This window comes from Synechococcus sp. BA-124 BA4 (genome assembly GCF_034931165.1).
The window spans coordinates 1-15,992 of record NZ_JAYGIA010000102.1 but is presented as its reverse complement, the minus strand read 5'-3'; the positions used below and the strand labels follow the sequence as shown (position 1 = coordinate 15,992).

Sequence of the window (15,992 nt, the reverse complement as noted above, 5' to 3'; positions counted from 1 at the left end):
GGGCCGGGTTGGCCGGGCCGAGGCTGCGCAGCCGCTCCACCAGCAGCAGGCTGCGTTCCTGGCTGAGGGCCTGCTGCATGCGGCTGGAGTGGGTGAGGTACAGCACCGAACTGGCGACGCTGACCATGCAGACCCCACCCATGGCCGTCAGCAGCAGGGTGTTGCGGTCGGTCCGGGAGGGGGTGGTGGCCGGTGGGGAAGGCCGGCCCCGCAGCCGCCGCACCGCAGGGGCCAGGGGCAGGGGCGGGGGAACCTCGGCCTGGGAGGCTACGTCGAGATCGATCGTGGCCTCCGGGTCGAAGACCCGGTTCATCATCTGCTCGGCCTTCAGCTCCCAGTAGGCACGCGAGGTAGGAATGCCGCGGAGGGGACGCCGAGGGGAGGGGCTCATCTGCAGACCTCGGCGTCAGGCGTGCGTCACTGTAACGATGCTTCCACGGTCTGACGAGGGCCCGAGTCTGCCCGGCGTCGCTGCAGTTCCAGCCAGAGCAGCAGGGCGTTGACGTCGGCGGGGCTGACGCCGGGAATCCGGGAGGCCTGGCCCAGGCTGCGGGGCTGGATCGCGGCCAGCTTTTCGCGGGCCTCCGCCGAGAGGGTGCCGATGGCGGCGTAGTCGACGTCGGCGGGGATGGCCCGCTCGAGCTGGCGCCGCACCCGCTGGATCTGCTGTTCCTGGCGGGCCAGATAGCCGCTGTACTTGATGTCGATCTCTGCGCCGTCGCGCACGTCGACCGGCAGATCCGGACCCATGAGCCCCAGCTGCACCAGATCCTCGCCGTGCAGGCCGGGCCGGCGCAGCAGATCGGCCAGGGTGATCGAGCCGTTGATGCCGGCGCCGGTGGCGGCGGCCACGGCGGTGGCGGCGGGATCGGCGGCCTTGAGCCGCACCGTTTCCAGCCTGTGTTTCTCGGCGTCGATGGCGGCCTGCTTCTGCTCGAACAGGCGCCAGCGCCGTTCGTCGATCAGGCCCAGCCGGCGGCCGAGGGGCGTGAGCCGCCGGTCGGCGTTGTCGCCGCGGAGCACCAGGCGGTACTCGCTGCGGCTGGTCAGTACCCGGTAGGGCTCCTTGAGGTCCTGGGTGACCAGGTCGTCCACCAGGGTGCCGATGTAGCTCCCCTCCCGGGGGAAGTGCATCGGGTCCTGGCCGCCCAGCAGACGGGCGGCGTTCAGCCCGGCCACCAGCCCCTGGGCGGCGGCCTCCTCGTAGCCGGTGGTGCCGTTGAGCTGGCCCGCCGAGAACAGGCCCCGCACCCGTTTGGTTTCCAGGGAGGGCTCCAGCTGGGTGGCCGGCAGGATGTCGTAGTCGACGGCGTAGGCGGGCCGCAGCATCACGCAGGCCTCCAGACCGGGAAGCGTCCGCAGCAGGGCCAGCTGCAGGGATTCGGGCAGGCCGGTGGAGAAGCCCTGGACGTAGAGCTCGGGGGTGTCGCGTCCTTCGGGCTCCAGGAAGATCTGGTGGCTGTCTTTATCGGCGAAGCGGACGATCTTGTCCTCGATCGAGGGGCAGTAGCGGGGCCCCTTGCTGTCGATGAAGCCGCCGTAGATCGGCGTGAGGTGGAGGTTGTCGCGGATCAGCTGGTGGGTGGCCGCCGTGGTGCGGGTGATGTGGCAGGCCATCTGCTCGCCGCTCACCCGGGCGGTGGGATCGAAGCTGAAGAAGCGGTCGGCGGCGTCGCTGGGCTGCTCCTCCAGCTGGTCGAGGCGCACGCTGCGCCGGTCGACCCTGGCGGGGGTGCCGGTCTTGAGCCGGTCGGTGCGCAACCCCAGGGCCTGAAGCGCTTCGGTGAGCCCTTCGGCGGGCTGCTCGCCGGCCCGGCCCGCCGCCATGGAGCGGTTGCCCACCCAGATACGGCCCCCCAGGAAGGTGCCGGTGGTGAGGATCACGGCGCCGGCGCCGTAGACACTGCCGAAGTAGGTGCGCACGCCGATCACCCGGGCCGGCGGGCCGGACGGGTCGTGGGGATCCCCCTCCAGCTCCAGTCCCGTGACCATCGCTTCGCGCAGGGCCAGGTTGGGGGTGTGCTGCAGCAGCTGCAGCATCTGGCGGGCGTAGTGGCGTTTGTCGGTCTGGGCCCGCAGCGCCCACACGGCCGGGCCGCGGCTGGCGTTGAGCAGCCGTTTCTGCAGGGCGGTGGCATCGGCCAGCCGGCCGATCACCCCGCCGAGGGCATCCACCTCATGGACCAGCTGGCTCTTGGCCGGACCGCCCACGGCCGGGTTGCAGGGCTGCCAGGCGATGCGGTCGAGGTTGAGGGTGAACAGGGCGGTGGACACCCCCAGCCGGGCGGCGGTGAGGGCCGCCTCGCAGCCGGCATGGCCGCCGCCGACCACGATCAGGTCGAAGCGTTCGGTGGGGGCTGCGCTCAGGGCCATCCTTTGAATGTATGGCGTTGCGGGGGTGGGTGCCGCGGCGTCCCGGGCCGAGGGGTTCGGGTTCAGCCATCCTGGAAACGTTCCCGGATCACTTCCACGGCGTCGCGCCGCCGCTTCACGGCCGCCACACAGTCGGCATCGAACTGACCTGCCGTCACCATCTGATCGAGTTCGGCGATGGCCGCGTCCATGCTCCAGGCCTGCTTGTAGTGCCGGTGGCTGGTGAGGGCATCGAGCACATCGGCCACCGCGATGATCCGGGCCTCCAGGGGGATGGCCTCACCCACGAGGCCCATGGGATAGCCGGAACCATCGAGTTTTTCGTGATGGCCTGCCACCACGTTCTTCATCACGGCTGAGTCGGGGAGATCCTCAAGGCCAAATTCACCCACCATTCTATCCAGGATCTCCATGCCCTTTTGCACATGGGTTTCCATTAACTTGCGTTCCTCAGGGTCGAGGGGGCCGGGCTTGAGCAGGATGCGATCGGGAATGCCAATCTTGCCAATGTCATGCAGGGGCGCAAACAGATACAGATGTTCGATGTATTCATCGCTGAGTCCGTGGCTCTGCTGGAGTTCTCGGGCGATCAGCCGTGCGTAGTGGGCCATGCGCTCCAGGTGGGCGCCGGTTTCAAAGTCCCGCAGGTTGGCGAACTCCCGGGCCACCTGGGCCGAAGCCGTGATGGAGTGCACCAGATTGAGCTCGCTGCAGATCAACATGTTGATCAGTGAAGCGATTAGAGAGAGTTTCCGCTGCACGGAATCGGTGAAAACCGCGGGCTTCAGTGAATCGAAGAAGAGAAAGCCGATGAACGAACCCTTGTCGAGCAACGGAACAGTCAGCGAAGAGCGGTAGCCCTCCTTCAGTAGCCAGGCCGAGTGCTTGGTGTTGCCGCGCACCGCCGCCGGGATGTTGTCCAGCACGCGGACGGACCGGCTTGTGGCCAGGTGGCTGAGGGACTGGCTTTTGGAGAGGTGGAACTCATAGCCGCTGATCGCCTCTCCCGTGCGTGTGCTATTGACAAACGTCTTCAGTAAATCGACTTGAGGGTCGTAAAGCGCGACGGCCACCCGATCCACATCGGGCGTCATTTCCATCAGTTGCTGGTGCAGCTGGCGCAGCCGATGATTGAGGGCCTGTCCCACGCAGGGAGCTTCGGCCCCGGCGGCTGCCTCCGAGGTCGTGTCGTTGTCCGTTGGGGTGGGTCGCGAGGTCATCACCTGGACACCAGGATTCTGAACCCATCCTCGCGCCTCAGGAGGCCCCCGGGCCGCCGTTGGGCTCAGGCTTCCGGCGGGACCATGGCGGCGGGCTGCTGCGAGACGGCATCGGCGGGATCTTCGGTGCCGAACATCCGGCCCCAAAAGGTGAAGTAAAGCCCGAAGTGCTTGCCGTGGCGGCGGTGAGGGCCGCAGCCGACCACGATCAGGTCGAAGTGCTCGGTGGGGTCTGCGCTCAGGGCCATCCTTTGAATGTATGGCGTGGCAGGGGCCGGTGGGGCTGCCGGAGGCCGCGCCGACCCTCAGGGGCGATCGCCGTGGCCATGCCGGTGATGCCCATCGCTGACGTGCGGGTGCTCGTGCTCGATCGGGTCATGGTCATGCTCATGGGCATGCCAGTAGGGCTGCTGAGCATCGCCGACGGCCTGCCCCACTCCGCTGTGGCCGTGGCTGTGGTGGGGGTCAGCGTTGGCTGGGTCGTGGCGGTGGCGGTGGGCATGGCGGAGCACCTCGTGCCGATGCCAGTGGCCATGGTCTTCCCTGAGCAGCAGGCCGACGCCGAGCGCCATGGCGGCGGCGGCCATCGCCATGGCACTGGTGAAGGCTTCGCCCAGCACCAGCAGGGAGAACAACAGGCCCACGAAGGGAGCCGTGGAGAACACCAGGGCTTCGCGGGCCGCCCCCAGGTGACGGAGCGCCAGCAGGTCCAGCCAGATCGAGACCCCGTAGCCGAGCGCGCCGATCAACAGCAGCCCGAGAAGCGCCGGCCAGGCCGGCAGCCTCTGGCCGGCCGCCAGGGCCAGCAGCAGCATGGGGCCGGAGGCCCCGATGGCCTTGAGCAGGGCGATCTGCAGGGGGTCCCGCAGGCTCAGGCGCTGGCTCAGGTTGTTGTCGATTCCCCAGGCCAGGCAGGCGCCGGCGATCAGCAGGGAGCCCCGCAGCGTGGCCCCATGGAGGGAGCCCTCCGTGAGCAGCACGGCACCGGAGAGGATCAGAACGGCCGCGATCAACCCCCGGCGGCTGAGGTGCTCACGGCCGACCAGCACGGCGATCAGCAGCGTGAACACCGTTTCCAGGTTCAGCAGCAGGGAGGCGGAGCCCGCCGACAGCAGGGTGAGCCCCTGCACCAGGCAGATCGGCCCCACCATCCCGCCCAGCACGGTGAGCCCCAGCAGCGGGGGCAGGTCACGGCGCTGAACGGGTGACTCCTCCTGCCGCTGGCCAACGATCCCCCGTGCCACCAGCAGGGCGATGGCGGCACCGGCGTAGAGGAGAGCGGCGAGCATCAGCGGCGAGCCCGCAGCGCTGATGACGCTGACTAATGGAGCGCTGAGGCCGAAGAACCCCGCGGCCAGCAGGCCGGCGACCAGCCCCTGCCGCTGAGACCCGGCGCTGATCCGGTTGGAAGGGGCGCTCCCCATGGCCTCAACCCTCGCGCACCACAGGCTGGCGGCGCGGCAGTAACCAGCCGCCGAAACGGGCGTAGAGGGCCGGCAGCACCAGCAGGGTGAGGATCGTGGAGGTGATCAGCCCACCGAGCACCACAATCGCCAGGGGCTGCAGGATCTCGTTGCCCGCCCCGAAGGCCAGGGCCAGCGGCAGCATGCCCAGAGCCGAGGTGAGGGCGGTCATCAGGATCGCGTTGAGGCGCTGGAGGCTGCCGGCGCGGATCACCTCTCTGAGCTCCAGCCCTTCGGCGTGGCGGCGGTTGTAGTTGTCCACCAGCAGCAGGCCATTGCGCACTGCCACCCCGAACAGGGTGATGAACCCGATCAGGGAGGCCACCGAAAGCACACCGCCGGTGAGCAGGATGGCCACCAGGCCACCGACCAGGGCCAGGGGCAGATTGATCAGGATGGCGACCGTGGCCGGCAGGGACTGCACCGACACGAACATCAGCACGGCGATCACCACCGCGGCCAGCAGGCTGTAGAGCACGAGGTTGGCGGTGGCCCGCTCCTCCGACTCGAACTGGCCGCCGTAGCGGATCAGGTAGCCGCTTCGCAGTTGGATCGTGCGCTCGATGGTGGCCCGGATGTCGCCGACGACCGTGCCCAGCGGCCGGCCGCTGACATTGGCGGACACCACGATCAGGCGGGAGACATCCTCCCGGTTGACCACATTGGCGCCCAGGCTGTTGCCGATCCGGGCCAGGGATCCCAGCGGGAGCATCGTGCCGGCGGGGGTGGCGATCGGCAGGGCCCGCAGGGCATCGAGGCTGTTGCGGGAGGCCTCGGGCACCATCACCACCACATCGGTGCGATTGGTGCCGTTCACCATCTGGCCCACGGTCCTGCCGTTGAGGGCGATCTCCACCGCCTCGGCCAGCTGCTGCATCGTGAGGCCGTTGGCGGCGGCGGCCTGACGATCGAAGGCGATCTGCACCTGCTGGATGGGCAGTTGGGGTTCGAGCTGCAGATCCACCACCCCCTGGATCGGTTCGATGGCGTCACGCACCTGCTCGCCGATTCTGCGCAGTTCCGCCAGATCGGGCCCGTAGATCTTGATCGCGATCGCGCTGCGCACCCCCGAGAGCACCTCATCCATGCGGTGGGAGATGAAGCCGCCGATGTTGGGGGCCACACCCGGAAGGCGGAGAAACGCCCGGCGCAGTTCGGCGATGGCGGCAGGACGATCCTGCATCGCCGCATCGCTCAGCTCCACATCCACATGGGCCAGGTTGACGCCGGCACCATCGGCATCTCCCGGGGCCCGACCGGCCCGCACCTGCACCCAGGCGAACAGGGGGTTGCTTTTGAGGGTGGTGGAGAGGGCCAGGCCGGCGCGGCTGGTCATCTCCAGCGACACCCCGGGGTAGAGCACCATCGAATTCACCAGCGACTTCTCGCGGAACTCCGGCAGGAACACCCGCCCGAGGCTGGGCAGAATGGCGCAGGCCATCACCACCACGGCCAGGGCAGTCGCCAGCACCCGCCTGGGGGAGATCAGCACCATCTCCAGCAGGGGCCGGTAGGCCCGCTCGACCCAGGTGGCGATCCAGGTGTTCTCGACGGGCAGTTGCGTGTTCGCCAGCAGAATTCCGCAGAGCGCTGGCGAGAGGGTGAGCGCCACCAGGGTGGAGGCGGCGATCGACAGCAGGTAAGCCAGCCCCATCGGCGCGAAGATCCGCCCTTCCACGCCCGTGAGGCTGAAGATCGGCGCGAACACCACCACGATGATGACGGTGGAGAGGATCACCGGCTGGCGCACTTCCACCGAGGTTTCGTACACCACCTGCAGGGGATTCTTCGGCTGGGCGGCCACCTGGTTGCGGCGCAGGCCGCTGTAGCAGTTCTCCATATCCACGATGGAATCGTCGACCACCGAGCCGATCGCCACCACCAGCCCACCGAGGGTCATGGTGTTGATCTCCAGCCCGAAGGCCCGCATCAGCATCAGCCCGATCAGCAGTGAAAGAGGGATGGCGCTGAGGGTGATGACGGCGGTGCGCCAGTTCATCAGGAACAGCACCATCACCACCGAGACGATGGCGATGCCTTCGATCAGGGAACTGCTGACGTTCCGGATCGCCGTGTCGATGAAGCTGGCCTGCCGGAAGGTGCGCGTCACCTGAATGTCAGCCGGCAGGGTCCTGCTGAGGGCGGCGATCCGCTCCTCCACCTCGCGGGTGACGCTGGGGGTGTCGATGTCGGGCTGCTTGTTGATCATCAGCACCACCGCCGGCTTGCCGTTGAAGCTGCCGTCGCCGCGCTTGACGGCGCTGCCCAGTTGCACCGTGGCGACCTCACCAAGTCGAAGCGGTTGCCCCTTCTGATCGGTCACGACGGCATCGGCGAGATCCGCAGGGCTGCTCGCCTGGCCATCGGCGCGGATCAGCTTCTCCTGCCCGCCCGCGATCAGAAAGCCGCCCGGGGCGTTGGCGCTGGCGGCAGCGGCCGCCTCGGCCACGGCCTGCAACGACACGTTCCGGGCCTGAAGCTGTTGCGGATCGATCTGGATCTGCTGCTGGGCCTGCTCACCGCCGTAGAGGGTCACCTGGGCGACGCCGGGCACTTCCAGGATCTGGTTGTTGAAGGTGGTGGCGACGATCCGGCGCAGCTCCATCGGCGTGGTGGGGCCGCCGCCCTTCAACGTGAAGGCGTACTGCAGGATCGTTCCCAGCGGCGACACCAGCGGCGAGATGGCCGGGGCGCTGGCGTTGGCGGGCAGTTCCGCCGCGATCTGCTGCAGGCGTTCCGCCACCGACTGGCGGGCCAGGTTGATGTCGGCGTTCTGATCGAAGACCACCTGCACCATCGAGAGCCCCACCTTCGAGGAGGAGCGCACCGTTTCCACCCCCGGCAGCCCATGGACGGCCGATTCGATCGGCACGGTGATGCGCCGTTCCACCTCCTCCGGTGCCAGGCCATCGGCGCTGGTCTGCACATCCACCTGGGGTGGGGCGAACGGGGGAAAGACATCCAACGGCATCCGGCTGAGGATCGACAGGCCCCAGAGGGTGATCAGCACGGCGGCGACAACAACCAGCCAGCGCCTGGCGATCGAGGTGCGCAGCGTCTGGTTGAGCAGGCGTTCAAGCATCGGAATGGGTCGGGGGGCGCGAGCGAACGAAGGGTCCGGAAGTCAGTGCTTCCTGCCCAGCCGGGAGACCACGACCCCACCGCCCACCACGACCACCACGGCAGCGGCACCGATCAGCAGGGGGTTGGGACCTGCGGCGGCCGTGGGCGTGGCCGCGACCGGGGGCGCCGGAGCCTCCGTGGGGGCGGCGGTGGGTTCCCCAGCGGCTGCGGCGGCACTTTGACTCTTCTTCGACTCGGCGTAGAGCGAGAGGGCCCCCTGGGTCACCACGTTCTCCCCGGCCGTCACACCGTCGGTGACGTCGATCTGATCGCCCTCGGTGGCGCCGGTCTGGATGAAGACCGGGTCGTAGGTGGTGCCGCTCTTGACGAAGACCAGGGGCTTGCCCTCTGCGTCCACCACCGCGGCGACGGGAATGGAGACCACACCGCCGGCTTCGGTGGCAGGAGCGGTGGTGATGCCCAGCAGGGCGTCGATCTCGGCGCTGGCCTTCACCTGGCGCACATTCCCCTGCTGCTGAAACTCATCGCCATGGCCCACATGCGCCACGGCCGGATCGGGTCCGCCGAGGGCCAGGGATCCGAGGCTCAGGCTGGTGGCCAGAAGAAGGGCACGCATGCTGCTGCTGCCGCAGGGGCAGGACAAGGACCCGCCGAGGATGCCGCAGGAGGGATGAAAAACAGGTGAAACCTCCTGCGCTGCCTAGGATCGGCCCCATCCCCGCCTTCAGGTCCTTGCCGCTGCGCATCCTGCTGGTGGAGGACGAGCCCGAACTGGCCGGCGCCATCGAGGTGGTGCTGCGCGCCCATCACCATGTCGTCGATCACGTCGCCGAGGGGCTCGGCGCCTGGAGCCTGCTGGGCAGCGACCTGGCCAGTTACGACCTGCTCATCCTCGACTGGATGCTCCCGGGTCTTTCAGGCCCGGAGCTCTGCAGGCGGGTACGCGGGGCCGGTCTTACCGTGCCCGTGCTGATGCTCACGGCCCTGGCCGACACCAGTCACCGGGTGCAGGGCCTCGATGCCGGTGCCGACGACTACCTGAGCAAGCCCTTCGCGATGGAGGAGCTGCTGGCCAGGATCCGGGCGCTGCAGCGGCGCCAGCCCAGTTACCGCGATCCTCTGCTCCGCGCCGGCAGCTATGTCCTCGATCCGGCCGAGGGTTGCCTCACCATCGAACAGGAGGGGGGACGCACGAGGATTGTGATGTCGGCCAAGGAACTGCAGCTGATGGCCTACTTCATGGAGCATCCGCGCCAGATCATCCCGGGATCACGGCTGCGGTCTCGGCTCTGGTCGCTGGAGGAGGATCCGATCAGCAATGTGGTGGCGGCCCAGGTGCGGCTGCTGCGGCGCCGGCTTGCCAGCCATGGGCTTCCTTCTCCCATCGAGACCGTGCCCTCCAAGGGGTACCGCTTCGATCCGGAACCGGAACCGTAGGCACGCCTGCCATGGCCTGGCCTGGTCCCATCCCCAGCAGCCGCCTGCGGCTGGCGGCGGCCTATCTGGCGGTGATCGGCGTGATTCTCTACGGCGCCGGGTACGGGCTGTTCGGCCTGTTGATGCGCGCCAACTGGACGGCCCTCGAGAGCGAGGTGGAAACCCTGGCGGGCACCCTGCATGACAGCCTCAAACCCCTGCTGCCGCCAGACGCCAGGCCCTCTCCCCAGCTGGCCAGGGTGCTCCCCGGACTCTGCCTGGTGGGGCAGCCCTGTGCGTCGCCACCCTCCCTGCTGCCGCGCCATGCCGTCAGCATCACGGATCCAGAGCGCTTCTACGTGCGTCTGCTGGATCGGCGCGGCGCGCTGATCGCCCACTCCCCCGGATCTCCGGGCGCATCTCCCACGGCGACCATCGACCGATCCGGCTCAGCCTGGACGGTGGTGACTGGGCATGGCGGAGAGCGCTTCCTGCAGTACGCGATCCATCTGCACCGGTCCCACACGCCCGTGCATCGGGGCGCGGAGCCGACGGAGCTGGATTGGGGCTATCTGCAGATCGGCCGCAGCCTGCACGGGTTGGAGGCGGAGAGAGAACGGCTCTGGTGGGCCACCCAGACGATCGTGGGGCTGGCCCTGCTGGTGGCGGGCCTGGCCAGTTGGTGGTTGTCGGGTCTGGCGATGCGGCCGCTGCTGGCGGCCTACCGGCAGCAGGAGCGGTTCACCGCCGATGCGGCCCATGAACTGCGGGCACCGGTGGCCAACCTGCTGGCCGTGGTGGAGGCCCACCGCACCCAGGCCCCGGCCGACCAGCCCGCCACCAGAGACACGCTGGCGGTGGTCCACCGGCAGGGGCAACGGCTGAACCGGCTGATTACCGATCTGCTGCTGCTCGCCCGGTTGGATGGTCCTGAGGCTGCAGCACCAACGCAGCCCTGTTCTTTGGTGCAGATCGTGAGGGACCTGATCGAGGAAACCGGCGAGACGGCGGCGGCGGCAGGGGTACGTCTGCAACTGGTGGGGGGTGAGCAGGACATCCATGTGCAGGGCACGGAATCGGAGCTCTATCGGCTCGTCTCCAACCTGTTGCTGAACGCGATTCAGTACTCACCGGAGGGCGGCGAGGTGGTGCTGCGCCTGGGGGACGAGCGGGGTCTGGCGGTGCTGGAGGTGCAGGACAGCGGTATCGGCATCGCTGCGGCGGATCAGCAGCGCGTCTTCGATCGCTTCTTCCGCAGTGACCCGGGCCGCTCCCGTCGCGAGGGCGGCACCGGCCTCGGCCTGTCGATCGCGGCGGCGATCGTGCGTCGCCACCGGGGGCACATTTCGGTGGTGTCCAGGCCTGGAGCCGGGAGCGTCTTCTCCGTGAGGCTGCCGCTGGCGGGTTGCAGCTGATCGCGGATGGGACAGCAATGGCATGACCGGCCGATGATGGGGTCCTGCGGCGGAGGCACCCCCCATGCGCACCGCCCTGGTGCTGATCGATCTGATCAACGACCTGATCCACCCCGAAGGGGCGATGCCCACCTACGCCGCCGAGGTGCAGCGGCGCGGGGTGCTGGCGGCGGCCAACCAGGCGCTGGAGCGGGCCCGTGCCCGGGGCTGGCCCACGCTCCTGGTGAAGGTGGCCTTCCGAGCCGGCTATCCGGAGCTGCCCACCCACGCCCCGTTCCTGGGCCGGGCCCGGGAGCTGGGGGCCCTGCGGCTGGGCCAGTGGGGCACGGACTTCCACGCCGATCTTGCGGTGGAGCCCGGCGACCCGGTGCTGGTGAAGCACCGGCTGAGCCCCTTCCACGGCACCGCCCTGGCGACGCTGTTGCGGGCTGCGGGGATCGAGCGGCTGCTGCTGGGGGGTGTCGGCACCGCCTGGGCGCTGCAGGCGGCGGTCCGGGAGGCCCACGACCGGGACTTCCGGGCGGTGCTGGTGGAGGACGCCTGCGCTGCGGCGAGCCCGCAGGAGCACGACCAATCCATCGCGCAGCTCTCCCGCCTGGCCGCCGTGGTGCGGGCCGCCGATCTGGCCTGACCGCGCTCAGGGTGCCGGTGGCTGCAGTGAGGCGGCGTAGGCGGGATCCTCGGTGCCGAACACCCGATCCCAGAAGGTGAAATAGAGCCCGAAATGAAGGCCGTGGCGCCGATGGTGCAGAGAGTGGTGGGCGGGGCCGATCAACCAGCGACCCAGCCAGTGGTGGGGGAAGCGGAGCGGCAACACCTCCAGGCCCAGATGGTTGACCACGGCCCACACCGTCATCGTGGTGAGCACCGCCAGCAGGGTGGCGAAGTGCAGGGGAATCAGCAGCACGATGGCGATCAGGAACAGGGCCTGAACGACGGCTTCAAGGGGGTCGAAGGCGAAGGAGGTCCAGGGGGTGGGCTGGCGTGATCGGTGGTGGCCCCGGTGAAACCAGGGGAACAGTTTCGGCTGGTGGAACAGCCGGTGGGTGGCGTAGAAATAGGCATCCTGCAGCACCAGTACAGCCAGGTAACTGAGCGGCAGGGTCCACCAGCTCTCAGGCCGAATCTGGCCATGCAGCCGGGTGAGACCCTGCTCGTGCAAGGTCATCACCAGGGCGGTGGCCAGGGAGAAGATCGCGGCGGAGATGACGGACAGCTGGATGTCATTGAAAACGGAGACCCTGGCCTCCTGGCGCTGATAGAGAAGCCAGTGGACGAAGCCGGCCATGGCGAGATAACGCGCCAGGATGATGGCGAAAAAGGCGAAAACGTAGAACCAAAAGGAATGATGCTGCACTGATATCTCCATGAGATGAACTCCGCCAGACCTTTTCCACCTGAACACCCGACTCAACCCTAGGGGGCCTTTCCCTGGTGGGATACGGCGGATATCCCTATGCAGCGCCGCCATGCAGCGGATCTATGCAGCCAGATTGCGGAAGCGGGTGAACTGCGGCTCGAACAGCAATTTCACGGTGCCGACGGGGCCATTGCGGTGCTTGGTGACGATGACTTCAGTGATGCCGCGGTCGGCGGTTTCGGGGTTGTAGTACTCGTCGCGGTAGATCATCAGCACCAGATCGGCGTCCTGCTCGATCGAGCCCGATTCCCGCAGATCGCTGAGCATGGGACGCTTGTTGGTGCGGGATTCGACACCGCGGCTGAGCTGGGAGAGGGCGATCACGGGCACGTGCAGTTCGCGGGCCATGCCCTTGAGGCCCCGGGTGATGCGGGAGAGCTCCTGAACGCGGTTGTCGGGGGTGCTGCCCTCCATCAGCTGGAGGTAATCGATCACGATCAGGCCGAGCTCCTTGCCGGTTTCGGCCATCAGGCGCCGGCAGAGGGAGCGCATCTCCAGCACGCCGGAATTGGGCTTGTCGTCGATGAACAGGGGCAGCTGGCCGAGGCTGTTGATGCCCTGGCCCAGCAGGGGCCATTCCTCCTGCTGCAGGCGGCCGGTGCGCAGGCGGCCGCTTTCGATGCCCACCTCCATCGACAGCAGGCGGTAGGTGAGCTGTTCCTTGCTCATCTCCAGGCTGAACACGCACACCGGCAGCTGGTGCAGCTGGGCGACGTTCTTGGCGATGTTGAGCACGATCGAGGTCTTGCCCATGGCGGGCCGTCCGGCGACGATGATGAGGTCGCTGCGCTGCAGGCCCTGGGTGATGGCGTCCAGGTCGTAGAAGTTGACCGGGATGCCGGCGACGGCGGTGCCGAGGGAGCGGCTCTCGATCTCGTTGAAGGTGCTGGTGAGAATCTCCGCGGTGGGGGTGAGGCCGGCGGTGGGCTTCTCCTGGCTGATGGCGAAGATCTTCTGCTCGGCCTCATCGAGCACCTGCTCCATGGGCATGCTCTGGTCGAACCCGAGGCGGATCACCTCGTTGGCGGAGCGGATCAGCTGGCGCCGCAGGTGCTTGTCCATCACCAGGCGGGCCACCTGGTCGATGGAGGCGGTGGAGAGGGTGCGCTCCACCAGCTCGACCAGCCGGGAGCTGCCGCCCACCTTTTCCAGCTGGCCGGTGTCGGCGAGCCAGGCGGCCATGGCCGTGAGGTCGGTGGGTTTGCCCTGGCTGTGCAGCATCAGGGCGGTGCGGTAGATCTCGCGGTGGGCGCCGAGATAGAAGGCCTCGGGCCGCAGCACGTCAGCGACCCGGCCGATGGCGTCGGGATCGAGGAGGATGCCGCCGAGCACCGATTCCTCCGCCTCCAGGTTCTGGGGCGGGACTGAATCGGGCAGGGCTTCGAAGCCAGCCTGCTCGTCGCGACGCGACGCGGACCGCGGGCCGTCCGGCCGGGGTGGGTCGGAACCAGCCAGGGGCACGCTCACCATGGACGGAACTCCAGAACGCGACTCACGGAACAGATGGCCGGATCGGTCGGGATCGGGCTCCGGTGAGGAGGTTCACTCTGGCGCCCGGAGCGGAAACAATCGGTTCGTGGCTGGCCGATCAGTAGCTGACCACTTCCAGGTTGACGTCGGCGACGACCTCGGGGTGCAGCTTGACCTGCACCTTGTAGGAGCCGGTGCGGTGGATCTCGGGGACGGTGATGACGCGGCGATCCACTTCCTTCTTGGTGGCCGCTTCGATCGCCTCGGCCACATCGCCGTTGGTGACGGTGCCGAACAGGACGTCATCGCCGCCGGTCTGCTTCTTGACGGTGAAGCGGCCGATGGTGTCGAGGGCGGTGCGGAAGGCAACCGCCTCGGCCTTCAGGGCCGCCTGGCGCTCCGCCTCCTTGGCTCGGCGGTGCTCCACCTGGCGCAGCACCGCGGCGGTGACGGCCAGGGCCTTGCCGGTGGGCAGGAGGTAGTTACGGGCGTAGCCGGGCGCGACATCCACCAGATCCCCGTCCTTGCCCAGGGAAAGGATGTCCTCGCTCAGGACCACCTGCACACGCTTCTTGACCATGACAACGCCCCGGCTGAGCCATCTGAAATCCGATTGGCAAGCCTACGACATGGAGCCGGTGGGGGCCGCGGCGCGGGGCAGGCGGACCCGGGTGGCCAGGCCCAGGGCGCGCATCAGGCGGATGTGCTGCCAGGTGAGGTCGAACTGGCGGGGGCCGAAGCCGTGGCGGGCCGAATGGGGGTAGGCGTGGTGGTTGTTGTGCCAGCCCTCACCGAAGGTCAGCGCCGCCACCCAGGGGTTGTTCTTCGACTTGTCGCCGCTGTCGTGGACGGACTCACCCCACATGTGGGTGGCCGAGTTCACCAGCCAGGTGCACTGGTAGACGATCACCAGGCGCAGGGGGATGCCCCACAGCACCAGGGCCCAGCCGCCGGCACCGGTGACGCTGCCGATCCAGAAGAGCAGCAGGCCCAGGGGCACCTGGAGCAGCAGGAAGCTGTGGTTCAGCCAGCGGTAGTAGGGGTCGGCGGCCAGGTCGCCGGTGAGCCGGGGCACGGCGGCCATCGCCGGAATCTCCTCGAACATCCAGGCCATGTGGGACCACCAGAAGCCCTTGTTGCTGTCGTGGTGATCCGCTTCCGTATCGGAGAACTTGTGGTGGTGGCGGTGCAGGCCCACCCAGTCGATCGGGCCGTGCTGGCAGCTGAGGGCGCCGCAGGTGGCGAAGAAGCGCTCCAGCCAGAGGGGGACGCGGAAGGAGCGGTGGCTGAGCAGGCGGTGATAGCCGATCGTGACGCCCAGGCAGGCGGTGACCCAGTACATCACCAGCAGGGCGGCCACGGCCTCCAGGCTCCAGAAGCGGGGCAGCAGGGCCACCACCGCCAGGATGTGGATCACGACCATGAAGCCGATCGTGCCCCAGCGGGTGCCCTTGGGGGACACGCCCCGGGGTTCGCCACGGCGCGGTTCGTGCAGGGCCCGGGCCCTGACGAGGGAATCGGGCCCCTGGTTGATGGTGGCGGGGCGGCGCGTGTGGCGGGCCTTGGTGCCGACATCGCGGCGGTCGCCGGATGGGGCGGGGGCGCCTGGCTGGACGCCGGGGCGGGAGAGGGGGGTGACGGCCATGAAGGACCGGGCTCCTGTTGAGTGATTACAATGGTAGCAATACGAATTCAGATCGAGTGGGGTATCGAGACGAACTCGTATCTGGCCGCGTCGCCTTCGCCCACCTGATCCGTGTCTGGCACGAGCGCAACGGCTGGTCCCACCGGGTTCTGCCGATGCTGGCCGAGGCCCTCGACCTGGGCCGGGTGCACAACTCCCAGCTCTCGATGCTGCGCAACGGCAAGTTGGCCTCCCCCGGCCCGGAGGTGTTCCTGGCCCTGGGAGGCGTCAACCTGTGGCTCGATGCCCAGGCCCCCGGCGGCCGGTTGGAGCCGGAGCCGGCCCGCACCCTGCTGGCGGCCCATCCCGAACTCATGGAGGCCCTCTGCAGCTCGGCCCTGCCGGTGCGCGACGAGCAGCAGCGGGTGCTGGGGCCCGGGGCCCTGCTCGAGGTGTTCGTGGGCTTCCGCCAGCCGCCGGCCAGCTTTGATCTGCGCATCAGCGAGG

General features: G+C 68.4%; 13 protein-coding genes and 2 pseudogenes. 4 read left to right on the top strand and 11 right to left on the bottom strand.

Annotation, left to right across the window (positions count from 1 at the left end; all coding sequences use genetic code 11):
• The 7 genes and pseudogenes from VB734_RS12965 to VB734_RS12935 form a co-directional block, all read right to left on the bottom strand.
• A pseudogene (locus tag VB734_RS12965) lies at nt 1-391 on the bottom strand (hypothetical protein); the annotation flags it as partial.
• Between the two features lie 26 nt (nt 392-417).
• Nucleotides 418-2,373, bottom strand: coding sequence for a tRNA uridine-5-carboxymethylaminomethyl(34) synthesis enzyme MnmG (gene mnmG, locus VB734_RS12960; protein ID WP_323243479.1), 1,956 nt, complete (start codon nt 2,371-2,373; stop codon nt 418-420).
• 62 nt (nt 2,374-2,435) lie between these two features.
• Entirely contained in the window at nt 2,436-3,593 is a 1,158-nt protein-coding gene (locus tag VB734_RS12955) for an HD domain-containing phosphohydrolase (RefSeq protein ID WP_323243478.1), read from the bottom strand.
• 65 nt (nt 3,594-3,658) lie between these two features.
• On the bottom strand, nt 3,659-3,841 hold the full coding sequence (locus VB734_RS12950; protein ID WP_323243477.1) for a hypothetical protein: 183 nt from the start codon (nt 3,839-3,841) through the stop codon (nt 3,659-3,661).
• A 57-nt stretch (nt 3,842-3,898) separates the two neighbouring features.
• A complete protein-coding gene (locus VB734_RS12945; protein WP_323243476.1) occupies nt 3,899-5,017 on the bottom strand; it encodes a DMT family transporter in 1,119 nt (372 codons plus the stop codon).
• 4 nt (nt 5,018-5,021) lie between these two features.
• Entirely contained in the window at nt 5,022-8,138 is a 3,117-nt protein-coding gene (locus VB734_RS12940; protein WP_323243475.1) for an efflux RND transporter permease subunit, read from the bottom strand.
• A gap of 42 nt (nt 8,139-8,180) precedes the next feature.
• Entirely contained in the window at nt 8,181-8,756 is a 576-nt protein-coding gene (locus VB734_RS12935) for a hypothetical protein (RefSeq protein ID WP_323243474.1), read from the bottom strand.
• Nucleotides 8,757-8,878: 122 nt separating this feature from the next.
• On the opposite strand from VB734_RS12935, the gene rppA reads away from it, so the two are divergent.
• The 3 genes from rppA (at nt 8,879) to VB734_RS12920 (ending at nt 11,602) form a co-directional block, all read left to right on the top strand.
• Entirely contained in the window at nt 8,879-9,577 is a 699-nt protein-coding gene (gene rppA / locus VB734_RS12930; RefSeq protein ID WP_323243480.1) for a two-component system response regulator RppA, read from the top strand.
• A gap of 11 nt (nt 9,578-9,588) precedes the next feature.
• Nucleotides 9,589-10,971 (top strand): two-component system sensor histidine kinase RppB, encoded by a 1,383-nt coding sequence (rppB, locus tag VB734_RS12925; RefSeq protein WP_323243473.1) that lies wholly within the window; start codon nt 9,589-9,591, stop codon nt 10,969-10,971.
• Between the two features lie 64 nt (nt 10,972-11,035).
• Nucleotides 11,036-11,602 carry an isochorismatase family cysteine hydrolase gene (locus VB734_RS12920; protein WP_323243472.1) on the top strand — a complete coding sequence of 189 codons (567 nt, stop codon included), beginning with the start codon at nt 11,036-11,038 and terminating at the stop codon, nt 11,600-11,602.
• A gap of 6 nt (nt 11,603-11,608) precedes the next feature.
• Here VB734_RS12920 and VB734_RS12915 read toward each other — a convergent pair whose 3' ends face one another.
• The 4 genes from VB734_RS12915 to VB734_RS12900 form a co-directional block, all read right to left on the bottom strand.
• Nucleotides 11,609-12,259 carry a sterol desaturase family protein gene (locus VB734_RS12915; protein ID WP_323243471.1) on the bottom strand — a complete coding sequence of 217 codons (651 nt, stop codon included), beginning with the start codon at nt 12,257-12,259 and terminating at the stop codon, nt 11,609-11,611.
• A gap of 192 nt (nt 12,260-12,451) precedes the next feature.
• The gene (gene dnaB, locus VB734_RS12910) at nt 12,452-13,861 is read right to left on the bottom strand and encodes a replicative DNA helicase (RefSeq protein WP_323243470.1); all 1,410 of its coding nucleotides are present in this window, start codon (nt 13,859-13,861) and stop codon (nt 12,452-12,454) included.
• 118 nt (nt 13,862-13,979) lie between these two features.
• Nucleotides 13,980-14,441 (bottom strand): 50S ribosomal protein L9, encoded by a 462-nt coding sequence (gene rplI, locus VB734_RS12905; protein ID WP_323243469.1) that lies wholly within the window; start codon nt 14,439-14,441, stop codon nt 13,980-13,982.
• 42 nt (nt 14,442-14,483) lie between these two features.
• Nucleotides 14,484-15,506: an acyl-CoA desaturase gene (locus VB734_RS12900; RefSeq protein WP_323243468.1), complete on the bottom strand. Its 1,023-nt coding sequence runs from the start codon at nt 15,504-15,506 to the stop codon at nt 14,484-14,486.
• A 56-nt stretch (nt 15,507-15,562) separates the two neighbouring features.
• Between VB734_RS12900 and VB734_RS12895 the strand changes: the two are divergent.
• A pseudogene (locus tag VB734_RS12895) lies at nt 15,563-15,992 on the top strand (hypothetical protein); the annotation flags it as partial.